The organism is Pseudaestuariivita rosea (assembly GCF_017592335.1).
Classification (GTDB): domain Bacteria; phylum Pseudomonadota; class Alphaproteobacteria; order Rhodobacterales; family Rhodobacteraceae; genus Parasulfitobacter; species Parasulfitobacter rosea.
Genome location: NZ_JACNMP010000002.1, coordinates 201,203 through 221,571 on the forward strand (window position 1 = coordinate 201,203; position 20,369 = coordinate 221,571).

19 protein-coding genes are annotated in these 20,369 nt (G+C 57.6%); 6 read left to right on the top strand and 13 right to left on the bottom strand.

Going from position 1 to position 20,369, the window contains the following annotated elements:
- Positions 1 to 7: 7 nt before the first annotated feature.
- On the bottom strand, positions 8 to 3,463 hold the full coding sequence (gene smc / locus H7848_RS02565; RefSeq protein ID WP_208347696.1) for a chromosome segregation protein SMC: 3,456 nt from the start codon (positions 3,461 to 3,463) through the stop codon (positions 8 to 10).
- A 144-nt stretch (positions 3,464 to 3,607) separates the two neighbouring features.
- Here smc and H7848_RS02570 point away from each other — a divergent pair, with 144 nt between their 5' ends.
- The 3 genes from H7848_RS02570 (at position 3,608) to H7848_RS02580 (ending at position 4,925) form a co-directional block, all read left to right on the top strand.
- Complete coding sequence (locus H7848_RS02570) at positions 3,608 to 4,078, top strand: GNAT family N-acetyltransferase (RefSeq protein WP_208347697.1); 471 nt, start codon at positions 3,608 to 3,610, stop codon at positions 4,076 to 4,078.
- Between the two features lie 314 nt (positions 4,079 to 4,392).
- The gene (locus H7848_RS02575; RefSeq protein ID WP_208347698.1) at positions 4,393 to 4,629 is read left to right on the top strand and encodes a hypothetical protein; all 237 of its coding nucleotides are present in this window, start codon (positions 4,393 to 4,395) and stop codon (positions 4,627 to 4,629) included.
- Positions 4,629 to 4,925, top strand: a complete 297-nt coding sequence (locus H7848_RS02580; protein ID WP_208347699.1) for an SDR family oxidoreductase — start codon at positions 4,629 to 4,631, stop codon at positions 4,923 to 4,925. Before H7848_RS02575 ends, H7848_RS02580 begins: the two co-directional genes overlap by 1 nt.
- Here H7848_RS02580 and H7848_RS02585 read toward each other — a convergent pair.
- The 8 genes from H7848_RS02585 to glpD are packed head-to-tail and all read right to left on the bottom strand — an operon-like array spanning position 4,888 to position 12,810.
- Entirely contained in the window at positions 4,888 to 6,606 is a 1,719-nt protein-coding gene (locus tag H7848_RS02585) for an ABC transporter substrate-binding protein (protein ID WP_208347700.1), read from the bottom strand. The genes H7848_RS02580 and H7848_RS02585 overlap by 38 nt on opposite strands.
- A gap of 38 nt (positions 6,607 to 6,644) precedes the next feature.
- A complete protein-coding gene (locus tag H7848_RS02590; protein WP_208347702.1) occupies positions 6,645 to 6,917 on the bottom strand; it encodes a DUF2160 domain-containing protein in 273 nt (90 codons plus the stop codon).
- Complete coding sequence (locus tag H7848_RS02595; protein ID WP_208347704.1) at positions 6,917 to 7,264, bottom strand: hypothetical protein; 348 nt, start codon at positions 7,262 to 7,264, stop codon at positions 6,917 to 6,919. Before H7848_RS02595 ends, H7848_RS02590 begins: the two co-directional genes overlap by 1 nt.
- Positions 7,264 to 8,121 (bottom strand): carbohydrate ABC transporter permease, encoded by an 858-nt coding sequence (locus H7848_RS02600; RefSeq protein ID WP_208347705.1) that lies wholly within the window; start codon positions 8,119 to 8,121, stop codon positions 7,264 to 7,266. The genes H7848_RS02595 and H7848_RS02600 overlap by 1 nt, the downstream gene beginning before the upstream one ends.
- 3 nt (positions 8,122 to 8,124) lie before the next feature.
- Positions 8,125 to 8,997, bottom strand: a complete 873-nt coding sequence (locus tag H7848_RS02605; RefSeq protein ID WP_208347706.1) for a carbohydrate ABC transporter permease — start codon at positions 8,995 to 8,997, stop codon at positions 8,125 to 8,127.
- Entirely contained in the window at positions 8,997 to 10,088 is a 1,092-nt protein-coding gene (locus H7848_RS02610) for an ABC transporter ATP-binding protein (RefSeq protein WP_208347707.1), read from the bottom strand. Before H7848_RS02610 ends, H7848_RS02605 begins: the two co-directional genes overlap by 1 nt.
- A gap of 11 nt (positions 10,089 to 10,099) precedes the next feature.
- The gene (locus H7848_RS02615; protein WP_208347708.1) at positions 10,100 to 11,188 is read right to left on the bottom strand and encodes an ABC transporter ATP-binding protein; all 1,089 of its coding nucleotides are present in this window, start codon (positions 11,186 to 11,188) and stop codon (positions 10,100 to 10,102) included.
- A 20-nt stretch (positions 11,189 to 11,208) separates the two neighbouring features.
- Entirely contained in the window at positions 11,209 to 12,810 is a 1,602-nt protein-coding gene (glpD, locus tag H7848_RS02620; protein ID WP_208347709.1) for a glycerol-3-phosphate dehydrogenase, read from the bottom strand.
- 207 nt (positions 12,811 to 13,017) lie between these two features.
- Between glpD and H7848_RS02625 the strand changes: the two genes are divergently transcribed.
- Complete coding sequence (locus tag H7848_RS02625; protein WP_208347711.1) at positions 13,018 to 13,800, top strand: DeoR/GlpR family DNA-binding transcription regulator; 783 nt, start codon at positions 13,018 to 13,020, stop codon at positions 13,798 to 13,800.
- Between the two features lie 6 nt (positions 13,801 to 13,806).
- Here H7848_RS02625 and H7848_RS02630 read toward each other — a convergent pair whose 3' ends face one another.
- The 4 genes from H7848_RS02630 to H7848_RS02645 form a co-directional block, all read right to left on the bottom strand.
- Positions 13,807 to 14,904 carry an ABC transporter ATP-binding protein gene (locus tag H7848_RS02630; protein ID WP_208347713.1) on the bottom strand — a complete coding sequence of 366 codons (1,098 nt, stop codon included), beginning with the start codon at positions 14,902 to 14,904 and terminating at the stop codon, positions 13,807 to 13,809.
- A gap of 4 nt (positions 14,905 to 14,908) precedes the next feature.
- The gene (locus tag H7848_RS02635; protein WP_208347715.1) at positions 14,909 to 15,796 is read right to left on the bottom strand and encodes a carbohydrate ABC transporter permease; all 888 of its coding nucleotides are present in this window, start codon (positions 15,794 to 15,796) and stop codon (positions 14,909 to 14,911) included.
- Positions 15,789 to 16,661 carry a carbohydrate ABC transporter permease gene (locus tag H7848_RS02640; protein ID WP_208347717.1) on the bottom strand — a complete coding sequence of 291 codons (873 nt, stop codon included), beginning with the start codon at positions 16,659 to 16,661 and terminating at the stop codon, positions 15,789 to 15,791. The genes H7848_RS02635 and H7848_RS02640 overlap by 8 nt, the downstream gene beginning before the upstream one ends.
- Positions 16,662 to 16,722: 61 nt before the next feature.
- Positions 16,723 to 17,970: an ABC transporter substrate-binding protein gene (locus tag H7848_RS02645; RefSeq protein ID WP_208347719.1), complete on the bottom strand. Its 1,248-nt coding sequence runs from the start codon at positions 17,968 to 17,970 to the stop codon at positions 16,723 to 16,725.
- Between the two features lie 170 nt (positions 17,971 to 18,140).
- On the opposite strand from H7848_RS02645, the gene H7848_RS02650 reads away from it, so the two are divergent.
- A complete protein-coding gene (locus H7848_RS02650; protein WP_208347720.1) occupies positions 18,141 to 18,878 on the top strand; it encodes a response regulator transcription factor in 738 nt (245 codons plus the stop codon).
- Between the two features lie 46 nt (positions 18,879 to 18,924).
- A complete protein-coding gene (locus H7848_RS02655) occupies positions 18,925 to 20,325 on the top strand; it encodes a sensor histidine kinase (protein WP_237072538.1) in 1,401 nt (466 codons plus the stop codon).
- Positions 20,326 to 20,369: the final 44 nt, after the last annotated feature.

The window sequence follows — 20,369 nt, forward strand, 5'->3', positions numbered from 1 at the left end:
GGATGCTTTAAGCCACCAGCGTTTCAGCTTTTTTCAGATCGACGCTGACCAGCTGACTGACACCCTGTTCGCCCATGGTCACGCCGAACAGGCGATCCATGCGGGACATTGTCACCGCGTGGTGTGTGATGATCAGAAAACGGGTGTTGGTCCGGCGGGTCATTTCATCCAGCAGGTCGCAGAAGCGGGTGACATTGGCGTCATCCAGGGGCGCGTCGACCTCGTCCAGCACACAGATCGGGGCCGGGTTGGCCAGGAACACCGCAAAGATCAGCGCCAGAGCCGTTAGCGTCTGTTCACCGCCCGACAGCAGGCTAAGCGTCGACAGCTTCTTGCCCGGCGGTTGACACATGATTTCAAGCCCGGCCTCCAGCGGATCGTCGCTTTCGACCAGGACCAGCTTTGCCTCGCCACCGCCAAAAAGATGCGTGAATAGCAGTCCGAAATTCGTGTTCACCTGCTCAAACGCGGTCAGCAGCCGTTCGCGTCCCTCGCGGTTCAGGCTGGCAATGCCGGCGCGCAGGGTTTTGATCGCCTCTTCCAGATCAGCCTTTTCCCCGACCAGCATGTCGTGTTCTTCCTGCACCTCTTTCGCGTCTTCCTCGGCCCGCAGGTTTACGGCACCCAGGGCATCGCGCTGACGTTTCAGGCGGTTGACGTCGGCCTCAATCGTCTCGGCTGCGGGCATCTTGTCAGGATCGGCATCAAGCGTTTCAAGCAGTTGATCCGGCGTCGTTTCTTGTTCCTCGGCAATGCGTTCGGCCGCATAGGTCACGGTTTCCTTGGCGGCATCTGCACGCGCTTCGGCACGCGCACGGGCCTCGCGGGCTTCGGACGCTGCGCGTTCGGCGTCCCGTTCGCCCTGCTCGGCCTCGCGCAGGGCTGTCTCGGCCTCGGCCAGTTTATCGGCGGCCGCCCGACGGCGCGTTTCGGCCTGATCAATCGCATCGGCCAGTTCAGCGCGTTTGGCGGCGATCTCATCGGGGGCGGCGGTGGCCTCTTTCAGCTCTTGCTCGGACTGAGCCTTGCGCTCTGACAGTTCTTTCGACCGCTTTTCAGCCGTCTCAAGCCGGTGCTTCCAGCCGCTGATTTCCTTGATGATCTCCTGCCGCCGTTTCAGCCGCGCATCGCCCTCGCGGCGCAGCTCATCATGGGCGGATCGTTTGGCCATCATCGTCATCCGCGCGGCCTCAACCGTCATCTTGATGTCTTCCACCGCATGGCGGGCGGCGTCCAGATCCTCCAGATCAGCCACACCGCGTTCGGCCTCAACCAGCCGCTGACGCGCCGCTGTCGCCTCGTCCTCGTAACGCTTGACAGCCAGCCCAAGGCTTTCCAGTTTGCCGGACGCGATGCTTTTATCCGCCTCGGCGCGGGACAGGGCGCGGTTGGCATCGGCCAGTTGCCGGTCGGCATCGCGGCGGGCCTGACGGGCGGCCTGATCGGCGTCAGTCAGGGCCTTCAGTTTCTGCGTTAACGCCTCGTGCGCCTGCCGCGCCTCGTCAGCCTTTGCTTCGGCCTCAGCCATTTGCTGTTTCAACTCGTCCAGGCGGTTCAACTGCTGCAACCGCAGCGCCGCGGCCGAAGGCGCGTCTTCGGCCGCGGCGCGAAATCCGTCCCACCGCCAAAGATCGCCATCCATACTGACCAGACGCTGGCCCGGTTGCAGGTCCGCCTGCAGGCGCGAACCATCCGCCGCATCGACCAGACCGATCTGGCCCAACCGACGCGACAACACATCCGGTGCGGTTACATGATCCGACAGGGCAGCGGCCCCATTTGGCAAGGACTGGGGGGCCGGATAGGCGGGTAATTGCGCCCAGCCCGACGGCGCATCTGCCCCGACGGCGGGGGCCTTCAGGTCATCGGCCAACGCCGCACCAAGCGCCTTTTCATAGCCCGGTGTGACCGAAAGTGCATCCAGCAGTTGCCCTGCATCCGAAGCTTCGCGCGCCACCAGTTTCGACAGTGCCGACACTTCAGCGCGCAGGGCATTCACTTCACCATCTGCTTCAGACTTGGTGGCCCGTGCAGCGGTCTCTTGTGTCTGAACCTCGGCGCGCTCGGCTTCGGCCTTGACCAGCGCTTCATCGGCGTCGGCAACGGCCTGCTGCGCAGCCCCCTCGGCCCCGGCTGCCGCGTCATAATCCGTCGACGCCTTCGCAAGCGCTTCTTCAGCGGCCGTTACGGCATCACAGGCCTTGGTGGCCTCGGCCTCATTTTTCTCAAGCGTCTTGCGGCTGTCGTCCAGCAGCCGGTGCGCCGATTGATGCCGGGCCGCCAGCCGTGCGACATCCTCGGTCATCTGGGTCAGCGCCGCCTCACGCTCTTGCAAGATCGCCGCACCATCACGGGCCTCTTGTGCGGCGGCCTCCAGTTTTTCGTCATGGCCGGTCGAGGCCTTTTCGATTTCTTGCGCCTCCCATTCCAGCCGCGAAATGGTTTCGCCCGCATCGTGGTTCAGACCCGCTTCCCGCTCCATATCGTGGGCCAACTGGTCGATCCGTGACTGCAGTGTCTCGATCGTCTGAAGGGCGCGCGCTTCCTGATCGTTCAATGTATCCCGCTGCACCTGAAGCCGCTGCAGCACGGCAGCTGCAATCGCTTCTTCCTCGCGTAGCGGGGGCAAGCCCGTGTCCCGTTCCGCGCGCAGCTTGGCCGCCTGACGAGCGGCCCCTTCGGCTTGTGCGGCGGCCTTTGTGCGATCCGTCAGTTCCGCCATGGCCATCGCACAGGCTTCATCCGCCTCTTTCCAGCGGCGATACAACAGCAGCCCTTCGGCCCGACGCAATTGCCCCCCGATGTCACGATACCGCGCCGCCTGCCGCGCCTGCCTGGCCAGTTGCGCCAGCTGATTGGCAAGCTGTTCGATCACATCATCCACGCGGGCCAGGTTGGTCTCGGCGCCCTTCAGCTTCAGCTCGGCCTCGTGCCGCCGCTGATACAGACCCGAAATCCCGGCCGCCTCTTCCAGAATCCTGCGGCGCGCTTTCGGTTTCGAGTTGATCAGCTCACTGATCTGACCCTGGCGCACAAGCGCCGGCGAATGCGCCCCGGTCGAGGCATCGGCAAACAGCATCTGCACATCGCGTGCGCGTACGTCCTTGGTATTGGCCTTATAGGCGCTGCCCACGTCGCGGGTGATGCGGCGAACGATTTCCAGCGTGTCGTTGTCGTTGAACCCCGGCGGCGCCAGACGTTCGCCATTGTCGATGATCAGACTGACCTCGGCAAAGTTGCGGGCAGGTCGCGTGGCCGCACCGGCAAAGATCACATCCTCCATCCCGCCGCCGCGCATCGCTGTGGGTCGGTTTTCACCCATGACCCACCGCAGCGCTTCCAGCAGGTTTGACTTGCCGCAGCCATTGGGGCCCACAACACCCGTCAGCCCGTCCGCGATCACCAGATCGGTCGGGTCAACAAAGCTTTTAAAGCCATTCAAGCGTAGCCGCGAAAACCGCAATGATGTGTCCTGCTCTGATTCTGCCTTTGAACAAAGTGGACCTTATGGCGGGCGTCACTGTCAACGGGCCTGCGCAGCATGTGGCCTGTTTGCCCGAGTTATCCACAAGATATTGCGTTTTGCCGCGCTTGAAGGACAAAATGATTGGGTTTATCCGGGGGTATGACCGTGACCATTGCTATCGAATCGCCCCTGACAGACGATGCCGCAGACCTGATCGTAGGCAGCGAAGCCGCCCTGCGCGCGGTCTATACCGAAGATGAGTGCTTTACCTTCACCGCTGACGAACTGGCACGACCCGGGATTTCGTTTTTCGTGGCCCGGACAGACGGCGTTCCGTTAGGCTGCGTCGCCCTTTGCGCATATGACGACTACGCCGAAATCAAGCGCCTTTACGTCGACCCAAAGGGGCGCGGCCAGGGCGTCGCACGGGCCCTGATAGCCCATCTGGAACAGGTCGCCAGACAATCGGGCCTGTCTGCGGTCAAACTGGAAACCGGCGACAAACTCTCTGCTGCCGTAAAGTTGTACAGTGATCTTGGCTATCACCACTGCGGCCCCTTCGGCGAATACAAAGAACACCCCGCCAGCCTGTTCATGACCAAGAATATATAGTCGCCAATACGAACAGCCGACGCGTATTCAGCGGCACTAAATCTAAAAAACACATCGACCAGCCCATACGCTAGGGGTCTCAGATCTTTGATTATTGCCGCTATATGCACCAGCCAACAATCGAGCGCCATGTCCAGACTTCCAGCATATCTGCCCCAGTCCGAAGTCACAGTCCGTGGGACAAAACGAGCGTCCGTGACCGCAATTTGAACGGCAGCTTTGGACGCGTGATCAAGGGATGTTATTTGTGTCCTTCGTCAGATAATTTAGGACAGCTGAGCGTTTTTTGATTGGAGGCTCTTGCTCGTCCTTAATTGAGTTTATGCGTTTTCAGTTTTGTGGCGCAAGCGCCGTTTATTCATGGTTTTTCGTTTGATCTCCTCTCTCTTTTTCCGGATTTGCTCTGCGCGCCCAAAGTAGAGGTCAGCGGGCGTCAGGTTGCCCAAGCTCTCGTGGTATTTGTGGTTGCTGTAGTATCTGACGAAGTCGTCGATCTGACGGTCCCGCAGGATCATCGGGCGGGCGCGATGACGGCATTTGTTGACGAATGATGACGGCATTTGTTGACGAATGGGTGTCGATCGCCACAGACGGCGGAATTGGCCGCATTGTGCTGAACATCGGTGGCACCCCTGGCCCGGCGACGGCACATCCGTTTTTTGCCGAACTGCATGCGATGCAGGACCGTGTTTCTCAAAGCGGCCTGCCTTATGTGATTTTGCAACCCACGGTCTATCTGGCCGCGCCCTGGGCTGCGGAAGGGTTGGCGGCGGGTGTGACGGGGCCGATACAGCCCCGCCGTTTCTTGATTAGTTATTCCAGGATTCGATCAGTTCGTCATAGTTGACGGTGACTGGCTGAGGATCTTCGTTCTCAAGCTGCGCTTTTGGCGCGCCGGGCTGACTAAGCCAGTATTCGGCATCCCGCTCTTCGTTCAACCGTGGGCCGAGGTCGCCCTGGACACCGGCGCGTTCAAGACGTTGCAGAACACGTTCCTGCTGTGCGCAAAGGCTATCCAAGGCCTCTTGAGCAGACTTGGCACCCGAAGACGCATCACCGATGTTCTGCCACCAAAGCTGCGCCAGCTTCGGATAGTCAGGCACGTTTGTCCCGGTGGGGGACCATCGCACGCGCGCGGGTGAGCGGTAGAATTCGACCAGCCCACCCAGTTTCGGTGCACGTTCGGTGAAGCTGTCGTGCTGGATCGTCGATTCACGCACAAAGGTCAGACCGGTGTGGGATTTCTTCAGATCCACCGTCTTCGAGCTGACGAATTGTGCATAAAGCCAGGCAGCTTTAGCGCGGTCGACGGGCGTTGACTGCATCAGTGTCCAGGACCCGGCGTCCTGATAACCGACCTTCATGCCCTCTTCCCAATAGGCACCATGGGGGCTGGGGGCCATACGCCAACGTGGCGTACCATCATCGTTCAGCACGGCCGCAGCCCCTTCGCCCACCATATCGGCGGTAAAGGCGGTGTACCAGAACATCTGCTGTGCCACGTTACCTTGTGCGGGGATCGGGCCAGCCTCGGAAAACGTCATGCCCTGTGCCGTGGGGGGGGCGTATTGTGTCAGCCAATCGACATATTTCTCGATCGCATAGACCGCCGCGGGTGAATTGGTGGCCCCGCCCCGCGCGACACATGATCCGACAGGCTGTGAGTTTTCATTCACGCGGATGCCCCATTCATCGACCGGCAGACCGTTGGGTTCGCCTTTGTCGCCCATACCAGCCATCGACATCCAGGCATCGGTAAAGCGCCAGCCCAGACTTGGGTCTTTCTTGCCATAGTCCATGTGGCCATAGACCGGGCCGCTGACGCCCATGTGGCTTAGGTCACGACCGGTGAAGAATTCGGCGATATCCTCATAAGCGGACCAGTTATCAGGCACACCCAGTTCATAGCCATAAGCTGCCTGGAAATCGGCCATGTTCTTTTCATCGGTGAACCAGTCATAGCGGAACCAGTAAAGGTTCGCGAATTGCTGAGTCGGCAGCTGATATAGCTTGCCATCGGGGCCGGTTGTGAACTGGGTACCAATAAAGTCGTCGATATCCAGTGTCGGCAGCGTGACATCTGCGCCCTCACCCGCCATCCAGTCGGTCAGGTTGCGCACCTGCTGATAGCGCCAGTGGGTGCCGATCAGGTCACTGTCGTTGATATAGGCGTCATAGATGTTTTCGCCCGACTGCATCTGGGTTTGCAGTTTTTCGACCACGTCCCCTTCGCCGATCAGATCGTGTGTGACCTGAATGCCGGTGATCGCGGTAAACGCGGGCGCCAACACTTTGGATTCGAATTCGTGGGTCGTGATGGTTTCAGACACCACGTTGATTTCCATGCCCTGAAACGGTTGCGCGGCATTGATGAACCACTGCATCTCGGCCTCTTGATCCGCGCGGGACAGAACGGACAGATCACCGATCTGTTCATCCAGAAACGCGCGTGCCGCGTCCATGTCGGCAAAGGCTGGCCCTGCACATATCAGCAGTGCCGCCGTTGTTGTTTTAAGGTATCGGTTCATAGTTTCCTCCCATTTTATTGAACCATCTTATTCATGCGTCAGACCCAACGGAAAACGGCAGCCGCATAGGCCAGGCAAATGCCAAGTGCTGCCCATTGGGTTATGTCGGTCAGCCCCAGCCAGGCCAGGTTGATAAAGGCCGAGCCAAGCAGAGTGATAAACAGCCGATCGCCGCGCGTCGTCTCGATCCCCAGAACCCCGACCCGAGGCGTTTCGGGAAACTTGATCGCCAGGATCGTGAAGGTGATCAGAAGCGAGGCGATGATCACAAAGAACACTGCTGTAGGCCAGGTCCATGCCATCCAGTCCATTAGTCTCCTCCTGCGGTTTTTGGGAACGGTTTGTGTTCAATCAAAGCCCAAACGTCGCTCTTTAGCGTGCTTCCTCTTGCGCCAATCTCAATTAGAAGGCGCTTTGTTTCTTCTTCAGACGCTCCGACAATTCTCTGTAGAGTATTTATATCCCTCCAGTCCGTACCTTTTGGCATATGCTCGGGGTTGAGCATGAATCGAAGTATCTCTTTCCGTTTATTATCAAGCTTTCGCTTTGGAGCGTCTTTAAAATGGATGACTGCAAATTGACCCCCAATGGCGATACTTCCTCCAATAACAGAAGAAACGAGCGGGATTATCCACGCAAGATTGAAAGCATCTCCCATCACACCCTCCCCAAGGCAAAGCCTTTAGCAATGTAGTTGCGGACGAAATAGATCACCAAGGCCCCCGGCACGATGGTCAGCACGCCTGCGGCGGCCAGAACGCCCCAGTCCAGGCCGCTGGCCGACACCGTGCGGGTCATGGTTGATGCGATGGGTTTGGCATCCACACTGGTCAGCGTTCGTGACAACAGCAGCTCCACCCACGAAAACATGAAACAGAAAAACGCCGCGACCCCGATGCCGCTGGCGATCAGGGGCATGAAGATCTTCACAAAGAAATGCGGGAAGGAATAGCCGTCGATATAGGCGGTTTCGTCAATCTCTTTCGGGACGCCGCGCATGAAACCTTCCAGTATCCACACGGCCAGCGGCACGTTGAACAGACAATGCGCCAGCGCGACGGCGATGTGGGTGTCGAACAGACCGACCGAGGAATAAAGCTGAAAGAACGGCAGCGCAAACACAGCGGGTGGCGCCATCCGGTTGGTCAGCAGCCAGAAGAACAGATGCTTGTCGCCCATAAACCGATACCGGCTAAAGGCATAGGCCGCTGGCAGCGCCACCGTGACCGAGATGACCGTATTCATCACCACATAGATCAGCGAATTGACATACCCCATGTACCAGCTTGGATCGGTCAGGATGGTGACATAGTTCTGAAACGTCAGATTGCGTGGCCAAAGGGAAAAGGCGCCCAGGATTTCGGCATTGGTCTTCAGGCTCATGTTGATCAGCCAATAGATCGGCAGTAGCATGAAGATCAGATAAAGCGTCATGACAATGGCCGAACCCTTGACCCGAATGCGGGGCCGCGCGCGATCTGCGGCGGGGGCAAGCGTGGTGGTTGCGTCTGTCATCTCTTATCCCTCCCGCCGGTCAAGATTGGTCATGACGGTATAGAACACCCATGAAATCAACAGGATCACCAGGAAATACATCAGCGAAAACGCCGCCGCCGGTCCCAGATCAAACTGCCCGGTTGCCATTTTGACCAGATCGATTGACAGGAAGGTCGTGGCGTTGCCAGGGCCCCCGCCTGTGACAACGAACGGTTCGGTATAGATCATGAAACTGTCCATGAACCGCAAAAGGATCGCGATCATCAAAACACCCGCCATCTTGGGCAGTTCGATATAGCGAAAGACGCTCCAACGGCTGGCCTGATCGATTTTCGCGGCTTGATAATAGGCGTCGGGGATGGATTGCAGACCAGCATAGGCCAGCAGCGCCACAAGCGACGTCCAGTGCCAGACATCCATCACAATCACGGTGATCCAGGCGTCCAGCGCGTCATTTGTGTAGTTATAATCGACACCGATCGCCTTAAGCGTATAACCTAATAGACCGATGTCGACGCGCCCAAAAATCTGCCAGATCGTGCCCACGACATTCCACGGGATGAGCAACGGCAACGACATCAGCACAAGGCAGAACGATGCCCAGAACCCGCGTTTGGGCATGTTCAAGGCGATAAAGATGCCAAGCGGAATTTCAATGGCCAGAATGATACCGGAAAACAGCAACTGCCGACCCAATGCATTCCACATTCGATCCGACGCCAGCATTTCCTCAAACCATTCCAGACCCACCCAGAAAAATTGATTGTTCCCGAAGGTATCCTGGATCGAGTAATTCACCACGGTCATTAGTGGGATAACGGCTGAAAAAGCCACCAGCACGAGAACTGGCAGAACCAGAAACCAGGCTTTGTGGTTGACGGTCTTTTCTTGCATCACGCGGCCTTTCCAAGCGGGTCTTGCGGGGGGATGCGCCAGTCGTCGACATAGACGTTCACATGCGGGGCATCGAAGGCAACGCGGGTCATATCGGTGCCAATCTCTTCGCCCTCATTCGCGATGATGTTGATCGCATGGCCAAAGCAATCGGCACGGATGATCTTGTGACGCCCCACATCCTCGATCCGGCGGATGTTCACCGGCAGGCCCCCTTCATCCGTCAACCGGGCATATTCCGGTCGGACGCCGATTTCGACTTTTCCGTCCAGCGTGCTGTAATGCCCGGACAGGGCCACCTGGGTTCCATTCACATAGGCATGCGCCCCATCAATCTTTGCGGGGATCACATTCATACCGGGTGAGCCGATGAAATAGCCCACAAAAGTATGCTCGGGCGTCTCAAATAGTTCTTCCGGTGTTCCGATCTGCACCACCCGCCCATCGTGCATGACGACGACCTTATCGGCGAAGGTCAAAGCCTCGGTCTGATCATGGGTGACGTAGATCATGGTGTGGCCGAATTCGTTGTGCAGCTTTTTCAACTGCGTGCGCAGTTCCCATTTCATATGCGGATCGATCACTGTCAGCGGTTCATCAAACAGCAGCGCGTTGACGTCCTGACGCACCATCCCGCGCCCCAGACTGATTTTCTGCTTGGCATCCGCCGTCAGACCGCGCGCCTTGCGAAAAAGCATCTCTTCCATCCCGATCATCTGGGCAATATCCTGAACCCGTTGCGTTATGTACTGCTCTGGGCGCCCCCGGTTGCGCAGGGGGAAGGCCAGATTTTCATAAACGGTCATCGTGTCGTAAACGACGGGAAATTGAAAAACCTGCGCAATGTTGCGGTCGGCGGTCGGGGCATGGGTGACGTCCTGATCATTGAACAGGATACGCCCGCGCGATGGCTGCAAAAGCCCCGAGATGATGTTCAACAGTGTGGATTTGCCACAGCCCGACGCGCCAAGCAGCGCATAAGCCGCCCCATCGTCCCAGTCGTGGTTCAACTCTTTCAGCGCATAATCGTCGGGCGTCTTAGGATCCGGCAGATAAGAATGTGCCAGATTATCAAGGGTTATCTTTGCCATTCATCCGCCCCCTACGCAGCCATGGCATAGGCCGCCGCGGCAACCAATTGGCCATCTTCGCCGAAGATATAAACATGGGACGGGGCCAGATAGACTTTCAGACCCTTCCCCAGTTCCAGATTGTGCACCCCGTGGATCAGCCCCACCCAACGGTCGCCGTGATGATCCAGATGCACAAAGGTTTCTGACCCGGTCAGTTCCGTGACGTTCAGCGTCGCGGTGAACTCCATCGCGTCACCTGTATGGCGGCCGATTTCAAGATGATTTGGTCGAAAACCAGCCATATATCGACCATCAGGCAGATCAGCCAAAGCGCCATTTGCGGGCGCATTCTGGCCATCGCCGAACATCAGCTTATGCCCCGTCTTCGATACCTGAAGAAAATTCATAGGCGGGTCCGAGAACACGCGTGCCGTTGTGGCGTCGACGGGCTTACGATAAACCTGAGGGGTAGCCCCGAACTGAGTTATCCGCCCTTCCCACAATGTGGCGGTGTTTCCGCCCAGCAGCAGCGCCTCTTCCGGTTCGGTCGTGGCGTAGACGAAAATCGCACCCGAGCCTTCGAATATCTTGGGGATTTCAACGCGCAGTTCCTCGCGCAGTTTATAATCAAGGTTCGCCAATGGTTCGTCCAGTAGCACAAGGCCGGCATCCTTGACCAAAGCACGGGCCAAGGCACAGCGTTGTTGCTGACCGCCTGACAACTCAAGCGGTTTGCGGCTTAGCATCGGTGTCAGTTGCATCAGGTCGGCCGTTTCGCGGACGCGCTGGTCGATCTCTTTCCGACTCTTCCCCATCAGCCGCAGGGGCGAGGCGACATTGTCATAAACAGACATCGTCGGGTAATTTATGAACTGCTGATAGACCATTGCAACCTTCCGGTCCTGCACGCGCATGCCGGTCACGTCGCGGCCCTGCCAGAATATCCGCCCCGTCACCGGCGCATCCAGGCCCGCCATCAGGCGCATCAAAGACGTTTTGCCCGACAATGTTGGCCCCAACAGAACATTCATTGTTCCGCCGTCCAACGTCAGATCTGTGGTGTGGATATGGGTCTGCCCCTCCACGACCTTTGTAACGCCCCGAAGCTCAAGCGTCATGCGTCTAATCCTCCCCCGATCTATTCAGCGGCGGTTTGTGTTCCCCGCTGTCGTCGGTCTTTTATCCAGGCCTGCAGCGTCGCGATCTCCTCCTCGCTTAGCCGTAAGCCCAATTTATTGCGCCGCCAAACCACATCTTCGGCCGTGCGGGCGTATTCTTTGTCTATCAGCCACCTGACCTCGCGCGCCGTCAAGGTGCCCCCGAAATCCTGACCCAGATCACTGGCCCCTTTCGCATCGCCCAGAACATGGCGCGCCTCGGTTCCGTAGGCCCGGATCAAACGGCGCGCCCAGACATCGGTCAAGAACGGATGGGTCCGTTTCAAGTCAGACACCAAGGTATCAAAGCCATCCACCGGGAAATCACCGCCGGGCAAAGGGGCGCCCGCAGTCCATGGGCCTTTCGCATGTGGCAGATGTTTTGATATCTTTTCCAAGGCACTTTCGGCCAGACGCCGATAGGTGGTGATCTTGCCGCCAAATACGTTCAAAATCGGCGCACCTCCACTGTCGTCGACCTTCAGCGTGTAGTCCCGTGTCGCGGCTGTGGCGCTTGAGGCCCCGTCGTCATACAGCGGTCTGACGCCCGAATAGGTCCAGACAACATCATCCGCGCCAAGCTGTTGTTTGAAATACTGATTGGCGAAGTCCAGCAGATAATCGCGTTCCTCATCCGTGCATTCGGCGGGGCTGGATGGATCGTCATGTTCGGCATCCGTCGTGCCGATCAGTGTAAAATCCGTTTCATAGGGAATGGCGAAGATGATGCGTCCGTCTGTGCCCTGAAAGAAATAGCATTTTCCGTGGTCAAACAACTTACGCGTAACGATGTGCGATCCGCGGACAAGACGAACGCCTTCGGTTGAATTGACGCGGATTTTCGTCTGAATGATATCGCCCACCCAAGGCCCACCGGCATTCACGATCATCCGGGCACGGTGCGTTTCCGTTTCGCCTGTTTCTGTGTTCTGGGTCGTAATGGTCCAAAGGTCACCCTCACGGGCTGCCGACAGAACGCTGGTGCGCGTCATGATCTGGGCGCCGCGCGCCTCGGCATCGCGGGCGTTCAGGACGACCAGACGGGAATCCTCGACCCAGCAATCCGAATACTCGAAAGCCTTTTCAAACCGATCCTGCAGCGGTGCGCCCTCTGGCTGACCTTTCAAAGACAGGGTCGTTGTACCGGGCAATATCTTTCGCCCGCCAAGGTTATCGTAAAGAAACAGACCCAATCGGATCAGCCAAGCGGGGCGGCGCCCTTTCATCCACGGCATGAAGATCGTCAACAGCTTTGAGGTTGGCGTGGCCGATTCAAAGCGCATATCCTTGTGATACGGCAACACAAACCGCATCGGCCAACTGATGTGGGGCATGGCGCGCAACAGAACCTCACGTTCAATCAAGGCCTCGCGCACCAGACGAAATTCGAAGTACTCAAGATACCGCAAACCACCATGAAACAGCTTGGTGGACGACGATGACGTGGCCCAGGCCAAATCCTTCATCTCGGCCAGTCTGACCGACAATCCGCGCCCTGCGGCATCACGGGCAATGCCGCACCCATTGATGCCACCGCCGATGATGAAAAGATCCACAATGTCTGTTTCAGACGGTTGGTCCACACATCCCCCCAAGCGACAGATCAGCTTTCGTTTCAGTTCGGTTTTTCAAAATGGCACTCTTGAAACAGGTTCTTACGTTAGGTCAGATTTGAAAAGCGCGCAAGTTCGAAAATAGCGAACACCGGTATTTTAAAGATTGATTGAAAATCCGGCCTAAAGGACATTAGATCGTACAATACGAACAAAATCGAAAACACAGAGCAATCCATGTCACAAACCTTCCGACACCCCGAGATTCTGGAAATAGCCCGCCGCGAAGGTAAGGTTACGGTTGAGGGCCTGGCCGAGCATTTTGGCGTCACGTTGCAAACCATCCGCCGCGATCTGGGTGAATTATCCGACAGCGGCAGGCTGGAACGGGTTCATGGCGGCGCGGTGCTGCCGTCGGGGACAATGAATATCGGTTATGAGGAACGCCGTGGCCTGAATGTCGATGAAAAAGCCGCCATAGCCGCCGCCTGTGCCGACCATCTGCCGAACGACATATCGCTGTTTCTGAACATCGGAACCAGCACCGAGGCTGTCGCACGTCAGCTACTGCATCACCGTAATCTGCTGGTCGTGACCAACAACATGAAAGTGGCCAATATTCTTGTTGCCAACCCGCACTGCGAAATCATCGTCACCGGCGGGCATTTGCGCCGCAGTGATGACGGTCTGGTCGGCAACCTGGCATCTGAGACAATCCGTCAGTTCAAATTTGATATCGCAGTGATCGGCTGTTCCGCCCTGGACGGCGAAGGCGATCTTTTGGATTTTGATATACAAGAGGTCGGCGTCAGTCAGGCGATTATCCGGCAATCGCGAAAGACGTTTCTGGTTGCAGATCATTCCAAATTCACCCGCAGCGCCCCGGCCCGCATCGCGTCATTGGCCGAGATTGACACGTTTTTCACTGACCGGGCCCTGCCGGCCGACCTGGCAAACCGCTGTGATGATTGGGGCACGAACGTCGTTGTCGCGCCAACAAACCCAACGATTTTGGTCTGACGTAAGCTAGTTCAAACGACGCCCTGTATCAGGCTCAAAGTAAGACACCTTGGCCAGGTCGAATGCAAAATTCAAATCCTGTCCCGGCGTGGCCTGTGTTTCTGCATGCAGACGGGCGGTAACCTCTTTTCCACCCAGATGGGACACGACGAACGTATCAGCGCCAGCGGGTTCGACCATATCGACATGGCAGGTGGCCGTCTGAACGTTCTGACCGGACCGATAGCCTGCCTCGACAATATCCTCGGGGCGCAGTCCGATGATCACGTCCTCGGGCAAATCGCCATTCGACTGATCGACCAGAACCAGCGGGTCGGCATCGGGGCGCGCGATCTCGATCCGGCTGGATGAGGCATCACAGGTCACCTTGGCGGGGATCAGGTTCATCGCGGGCGATCCCATGAAATCGGCCACAAACAGATTGGCGGGGCGGTTATAGATTTCAGCCGGTGATCCGACCTGTTGCAGGACGCCCGATTTCATCACGACGATCTTGGTGGCCAGGGTCATCGCCTCGATCTGGTCATGGGTGACATAGACCATCGACGCGCCAAGGTTATGATGCAGCTTCTTGATTTCACTGCGCATTTCAACGCGCAGCTTCGCATCAAGGTTCGACAGCGGTTCATCAAACAGGAACAGCTTGGGGTCGCGCACCAGCGCACGACCCATCGCCACGCGTTGACGCTGACCGCCTGACAATTGCCCCGGACGACGGTTCAGAAGCTGTTCGATCTGCAGCTGCTTGGCGACTTCGTCCAGCTTGCGTTTTTGCGTGGCCTGATCGACGCCGCGGACCTTCATGCCAAAGGTGATATTTTTGGCAACCGACATGGTCGGATAAAGCGCATAGGACTGAAACACCATGGCGATATTGCGATCCTTGGGGGACACATGTGTCATGTCATGCCCATCGATCAGGATCGACCCGCCCGATATATCCTCAAGCCCAGCGATGCAGTTCAGCAGTGTCGATTTTCCGCAACCGGACGGGCCAACAAGGACCAGAAAGTCGCCTTTGTCGATCGAGATATTGATATCCTTCAAAATCTCAAGCGATCCGTAGCTTTTGTACAGGTTTTTGATTTCCAGAATGGGGGCCATGTGATTACCCTTTCACCGATCCCGCGGTCAGTCCGCGAATAAAGTATTTTCCGGCGACGACATAGACCAGCAAGGTCGGCAGCGCCGCGATGATGGCCGCAGCCATGTCGACGTTGTATTCTTTGACGCCAGTGGTTGAGTTGACGATATTGTTCAGGGCGACCGTAATAGGCTGTGTACCGGCCTGACTGAACGACACTCCGAACAGGAAGTCGTTCCAGATTTGCGTGAATTGCCAGATGACTGTGACGACGATGATGGGCAGCGATAGTGGCAGGAAGATCGCCCAGAAAATGCGAAAGAACCCGGCCCCGTCAACCTTGGCCGCTTTGACCAGTTCCTGCGGGATGGTCACATAGTAATTGCGGAAGAACAGCGTTGTGAAGCCAATGCCATAGACCACATGCACAAAGATCAGACCGCTGATCGTACCTGCAATATCCATGATACCCAAAACGCGCGCCATGGGCAGCAAAACCACCTGAAACGGGATAAAGCAGCCAAACAGCATCGCCGAAAAGATCAGGTTTGCGCCCTTGAACCGCCATTGCGCGATCACATAGCCGTTGATGGCCCCCAGAAGGGTCGAAATCAGTACCGCAGGCACCGCCAAAAGGACCGAATTCCAGAAATAGGGACGCAAACCTTCGCAGGTGACACCGCTGCAGGCGCCAGACCATGCTTTTTGCCAGGGTTCAAACGTGATGTCGCGCGGCAGTGCGATCAGCGATCCGGTGCGGATTTCCTCAAGGCTTTTCAGCGATGTGGTCAGCATCACGAAAAGCGGCATCAGATAGTACAGCGCAAAAAGGGCGATCAGCACATATAGCAGCACACGCAGAAAAAGGCGGCTGGTGTTGCTTCGGCGGGGTTGGAACGGGATATCAGTCATTTTTCGCCCGCAGTTCTGAGTAAAGATAAGGCACCACAATCGCAAAGACGACAGCCATCATGACCATGGCCGAGGATGCGGCCTGTCCGATGTCACCCCGCGAAAAGGCCATGGCGTACATATACGTCGCAGGCAGGTCGGTGGCATTGCCCGGCCCGCCCCCGGTCAGCGCAATCACAAGGTCAAAACTTTTGATCGCCAGATGCGACAGAACGATAAACGCTGACAGAAAGATCGGCGCCATAGACGGAATGATGATCGCCGTATAGATACGGAAGGTCGGGATACCGTCCACTTGCGCGGCCTTGATGATTTCTTCGTCGACCGACCGCAATCCGGCCAGAAACAGCGCCATCACAAAGCCCGACGACTGCCAGACACCGGCAATCACGACGGTATAGATGGCCATATCGGGGTTGACCAACCAGTCAAAGGTGAAGTCTTCGAAACCCCACCGGCGCACCATCGCCTCGACCCCCAGACCGGGGTTCAGCATCCACTTCCACGCCGTTCCCGTGACGATCATCGACAGCGCCATCGGGTAAAGATAGATCGTGCGAATAGCGCCTTCGGTTCTGATTTTCTGATCCAGCAGAATGGCCAGCAGTAGCCCCAGGGCCATTGAAATCAGGATGAACAACGTCCCAAAGATAAAAAGATTGTTCATCGCCGTGTCCCAACGCGGGGCAGCAAAGAGGCGTTCGTACTGGATCAGGCCTTCGATATCGTAGCGCGGCAAAAGGCGCGAACGTGTCAGCGAAACCCAGGCCGTCCAGGCAATAAAGCCGTAGACAAAGATCAGGATCGCGATGAAGGACGGGGCTAATACCATTTTCGGCAAATGGCGTTCTAACCAAACGGTCATGGGTCGTCTCCGCAATGGGAATGGCCTGCCCCGCTGAAATGAGGGCAGGCCCTTGGTTGGCTTACATGCTGTTTTTAACAGCCGTTGCCAGCATCTGGACCGCGTCCTGGGACGACATGTCTGAATTGAAATGCGCGGTGACGACATCTGTGATCGCACCCGATTGCGCACCCCGCAGCGCCATGCCGTGGGCATAGCTGGGCAACAGCGATCCGCCCTCGGCGCTGGCCGCCATTTCGTTCGAAGACGTCAAGGCACAGCTGTCGAAGTCATCCAGGGCAACATCGGTCCGCGCAGGGATCGAGCCTTTGTTCAGGTTGAAGACCTTTTGGAAGTTCTGGCCCATGATCAGCTCGGCCAACAACATCTGACCCTCTTCCTTGTCGGACCCGCGGACGTCAAACATGGCAAAACTGTCGACGTTATAGAGGAAACCGTCACCAGGCGTCGACGCGCACAGAAAGTCCGTGCCGGGCGTTTTGCCAGCAGCCAGGAATTCACCCTTGGCCCAGTCGCCCATGATCTGGAAGCCCGCTTCACCGTTGATGACCATCGCCGTTGCCAGGTTCCAGTCACGACCGGGGAAGTTGTCATCCACAAAGCCGCGCATGATGCGCATCTGGTCAAAGACCTGCACCATTGTGTCGGACGTCAGTGCGGCTTCGTCCAGATCGACAAGCGCCTGCTGGAAGAATTCCGGACCGCCAAGACCCAGGACGACCGTTTCAAAAACCGTCGCGTCTTGCCAGGCCTGACCGCCGTGCGCCAGCGGCGTCACACCGGCGGCTTGCAGCTTTTCAGCGGCGAGGTTGAATTCGGCCCATGTCGTCGGCATTTCGATATCATGTTCGGCCAGAACAGCAGCATTGGCCCAGATCCAGTCAACACGGTGAACATTTACCGGGGCCGCACACCATGTGCCTTCGCACTTCATGTGTGACGCGATGGACTCGGGCAGCAGATCGTCCCAGTTTTCCTTTTCCGCCACGGCCGAGATATCGGACAAGACGCCCTCTTCATACCATTCCTGAATGGCGGGGCCTTTCAACTGAACAGCCGTTGGTGCGTTGCCTGAAAGAACGCGGGCGCGCAGCGCGGTCATTGCCGCGTCACCACCACCACCCGCAACTGGCATATCGGTCCATTCACCGCCACGGCTGGCAAATTCATCCTTCAGAACGCCGACGGACTTCGCCTCGCCCCCGGATGTCCACCAGTGCAGCACCTCGACCTCGGGGGTGGCGAAAACGGCATTGGTCGCCGTCAATGACAAAGCGGTCGTAACCGCCAGAACGGATTTCTTGATCATCTGTATCCTCCCATACTTGCTGGTTGTCTCAGCAATTGTGGACCAAGTATTCCGAAACGTGACCCCGCTATGCAACAGGGAAAAAACGGATTTGCACCGGGCGCATAACGATTTTACGGTGCTTTGTTACACGTTGTTAACTTTCATAAGCACAAAGGACATTTTGGCCCATGTCAATTCCGCGCCTGCTGGTGGTAGATGACGACGAAGACATGCGTGACATGATGGCGCAATACCTGCGAAACAACGGGTTTATTGTGCTGCCTGCCGCGTCCGAGGCCGAGATCCTGGATCACCTGCACGCCGGGCGTATTGATCTGATCTTGCTGGATGTGATGCTGGGACAGGAAAGCGGTATTGAAATCTGCAAGGGCCTGCGCCAGGATCAGGATGTGCCAATCATTCTGGTTTCCGCTCTGTCTGCCGACCATCAGCGCATGGCGGGATATGAGGTCGGCGCGGATGATTACATCGCCAAACCGTTCAACCCTGCCCTGCTGCTGGCCCGCATTCAGGCCGTCTTGCGCCGCGTGCGTCGATCACCCTCACTCAATTACCGGCGCAGTACATCCCGATACGATTTCGCAGGCTGGAGCTATGATGGCCGCAAGGATGAGGTTCTGTCGCCTGACGGGGTTCAGGTGGCCCTATCGCAGCGCGAGACACGGCTGTTAAAGGTCCTGCTGGCCAGCCCGCGCATCCCCCTGACCCGTGACGAAATCGCAGCGGCGATGGATATCACGCAGGATGGTGAACAAGGCCCCGAGGCCTCGGGGCGCGCGATTGACATGCTTGTGGGGCGTCTGCGCAGCAAGATCGAAACCAACCCAAAAGCGCCACAAATGCTGAAGACCGAACGCGGCGTAGGCTATGTCTTTGCTGTCGATGTGACAGAAAGTCGAACCTAGGATGGGAACCCTTAGGACGCGGGGCGTTATTTGGGTTGTCTGCGCGATGATCGCCGGCGTCGTGGCAACCTGGGGGTGGACGTTGTCGCAATATCGCTGGTCGACCCATCTGGATGCGGCTTTTCTGTCGGGTCTGTTGCTGTATGACACACTGGCCGAAAATGCGCCTACCCCCCCCGGGGTCACACTGACCGAGCTATCCGTCGACCAATCGGCGCTTGCAGATCAGGGTCGTTTCAATGCGCTGGCCGCCATGTCGCCACCGTCGTTTGTCACACAGGTGTCGGTTCTCGGTCAGTTCCCGGATGAATTCAGCGGTGCGCGCCTGTCCATCGCCGTTGTTTCACCCGATCTGCAGTACCCCGTCGCCGACATCAGCGCCGATGGCAGCCCGGGTCCGGCGGCCACCCTGGGGGGCGTCACACGACTGCTGGCCAGTTATTGTTCGGACCCGGTGCTGTTCGCGCGGTATGGTACGGCGCAATGGGTCCGCATTGATGGCGACGGGGTCTGGGGATGTTCTGCCGCGCCTGCAGACCTGCGGCTGCCATCGGCCATCGGGTTGTTCATTGTGATGGCTCTTATACTTTCAACAGTTCTTGAAACCTCGTCCTTTTTTCGCGATTTCGCACATGCTTTGCGGGAACGGCGCCATCAGGGCGGCCCGGATGAATACCAATCCAGGGGGCCCGTGGAACTGCGTGAAACCATTGACGCCGTGAACCACTATCTGGGGATCGAACGCGATATTCTTGCAGAACGCGCGATGATCCTGTCCGGTGTCAGCCATGATCTGGGCACGCCCGCAACACGTCTAAAGCTAAGGTCCGCGCTGATCACAGACGACACGCTGCGCGGCAAGCTGAACGAGGATATCGATCAGATGACGCAGATGATTGAAAGCGTGCTGACCTATACCCAATCGGAAATCAGCGCTGAGGCCCCGCGCAGACTGTCGCTGACGTCTTTGCTTGAATCGATCGTGGATGACTATCGCGATGTGGGCAAACCGGTGACATTCATACCCGCCACAGGCCTTGCCGTCGTGCGGGATGCAACAGTGTTTGAAAGCCGCCCGACCAAGGGTACAAACGTGAATGAAGCGCAACGCATCGTTGTTACGGCACGACCCGTCGGGTTGCAGCGCGCGATAGCAAATCTGATCGATAACGCCTTGAAATACGGACGAAAAGCGCTGGTGACGGTCGAGGCAACCTCGGATGTTGCGCGGATCGTGATCGAAGATGAGGGCACAGGATTGGGCGATGATGACATGCAGCGCCTGATCGCACCGTTTGAGCGCGGGCCGAATACCGGCCATTTGCAAGGTGTGGGGTTGGGGCTGACAATTGTGTCGACGATCGCCCGCCAGCACGGTGGCACCCTGACCTTTGCACGTGGATCAACCGGGCTGCGGGCCATACTGACCATTGCGCGCCTTGGTTGACATGTCTGGATGCAAGTGATGTCCTTGGTTGTGACTTTGTGACA

Bases quoted from the DNA above. Each gene is read 5' to 3' on its own strand.
- H7848_RS02580 (WP_208347699.1), top strand. From the start codon at position 4,629: ATGACGGCATTTGTTGACGAATGGGTGTCGATCGCCACAGACGGCGGA.
- H7848_RS02585 (WP_208347700.1), bottom strand. From the start codon at position 6,606: ATGAACCGATACCTTAAAACAACAACGGCGGCACTGCTGATATGTGCA.
- H7848_RS02590 (WP_208347702.1), bottom strand. From the start codon at position 6,917: ATGGACTGGATGGCATGGACCTGGCCTACAGCAGTGTTCTTTGTGATC.
- H7848_RS02595 (WP_208347704.1), bottom strand. From the start codon at position 7,264: ATGGGAGATGCTTTCAATCTTGCGTGGATAATCCCGCTCGTTTCTTCT.
- H7848_RS02600 (WP_208347705.1), bottom strand. From the start codon at position 8,121: ATGACAGACGCAACCACCACGCTTGCCCCCGCCGCAGATCGCGCGCGG.
- H7848_RS02605 (WP_208347706.1), bottom strand. From the start codon at position 8,997: ATGCAAGAAAAGACCGTCAACCACAAAGCCTGGTTTCTGGTTCTGCCA.
- H7848_RS02610 (WP_208347707.1), bottom strand. From the start codon at position 10,088: ATGGCAAAGATAACCCTTGATAATCTGGCACATTCTTATCTGCCGGAT.
- H7848_RS02615 (WP_208347708.1), bottom strand. From the start codon at position 11,188: ATGACGCTTGAGCTTCGGGGCGTTACAAAGGTCGTGGAGGGGCAGACC.
- H7848_RS02625 (WP_208347711.1), top strand. From the start codon at position 13,018: ATGTCACAAACCTTCCGACACCCCGAGATTCTGGAAATAGCCCGCCGC.
- H7848_RS02630 (WP_208347713.1), bottom strand. From the start codon at position 14,904: ATGGCCCCCATTCTGGAAATCAAAAACCTGTACAAAAGCTACGGATCG.
- H7848_RS02635 (WP_208347715.1), bottom strand. From the start codon at position 15,796: ATGACTGATATCCCGTTCCAACCCCGCCGAAGCAACACCAGCCGCCTT.
- H7848_RS02640 (WP_208347717.1), bottom strand. From the start codon at position 16,661: ATGACCGTTTGGTTAGAACGCCATTTGCCGAAAATGGTATTAGCCCCG.
- H7848_RS02645 (WP_208347719.1), bottom strand. From the start codon at position 17,970: ATGATCAAGAAATCCGTTCTGGCGGTTACGACCGCTTTGTCATTGACG.
- H7848_RS02650 (WP_208347720.1), top strand. From the start codon at position 18,141: ATGTCAATTCCGCGCCTGCTGGTGGTAGATGACGACGAAGACATGCGT.
- H7848_RS02655 (WP_237072538.1), top strand. From the start codon at position 18,925: ATGATCGCCGGCGTCGTGGCAACCTGGGGGTGGACGTTGTCGCAATAT.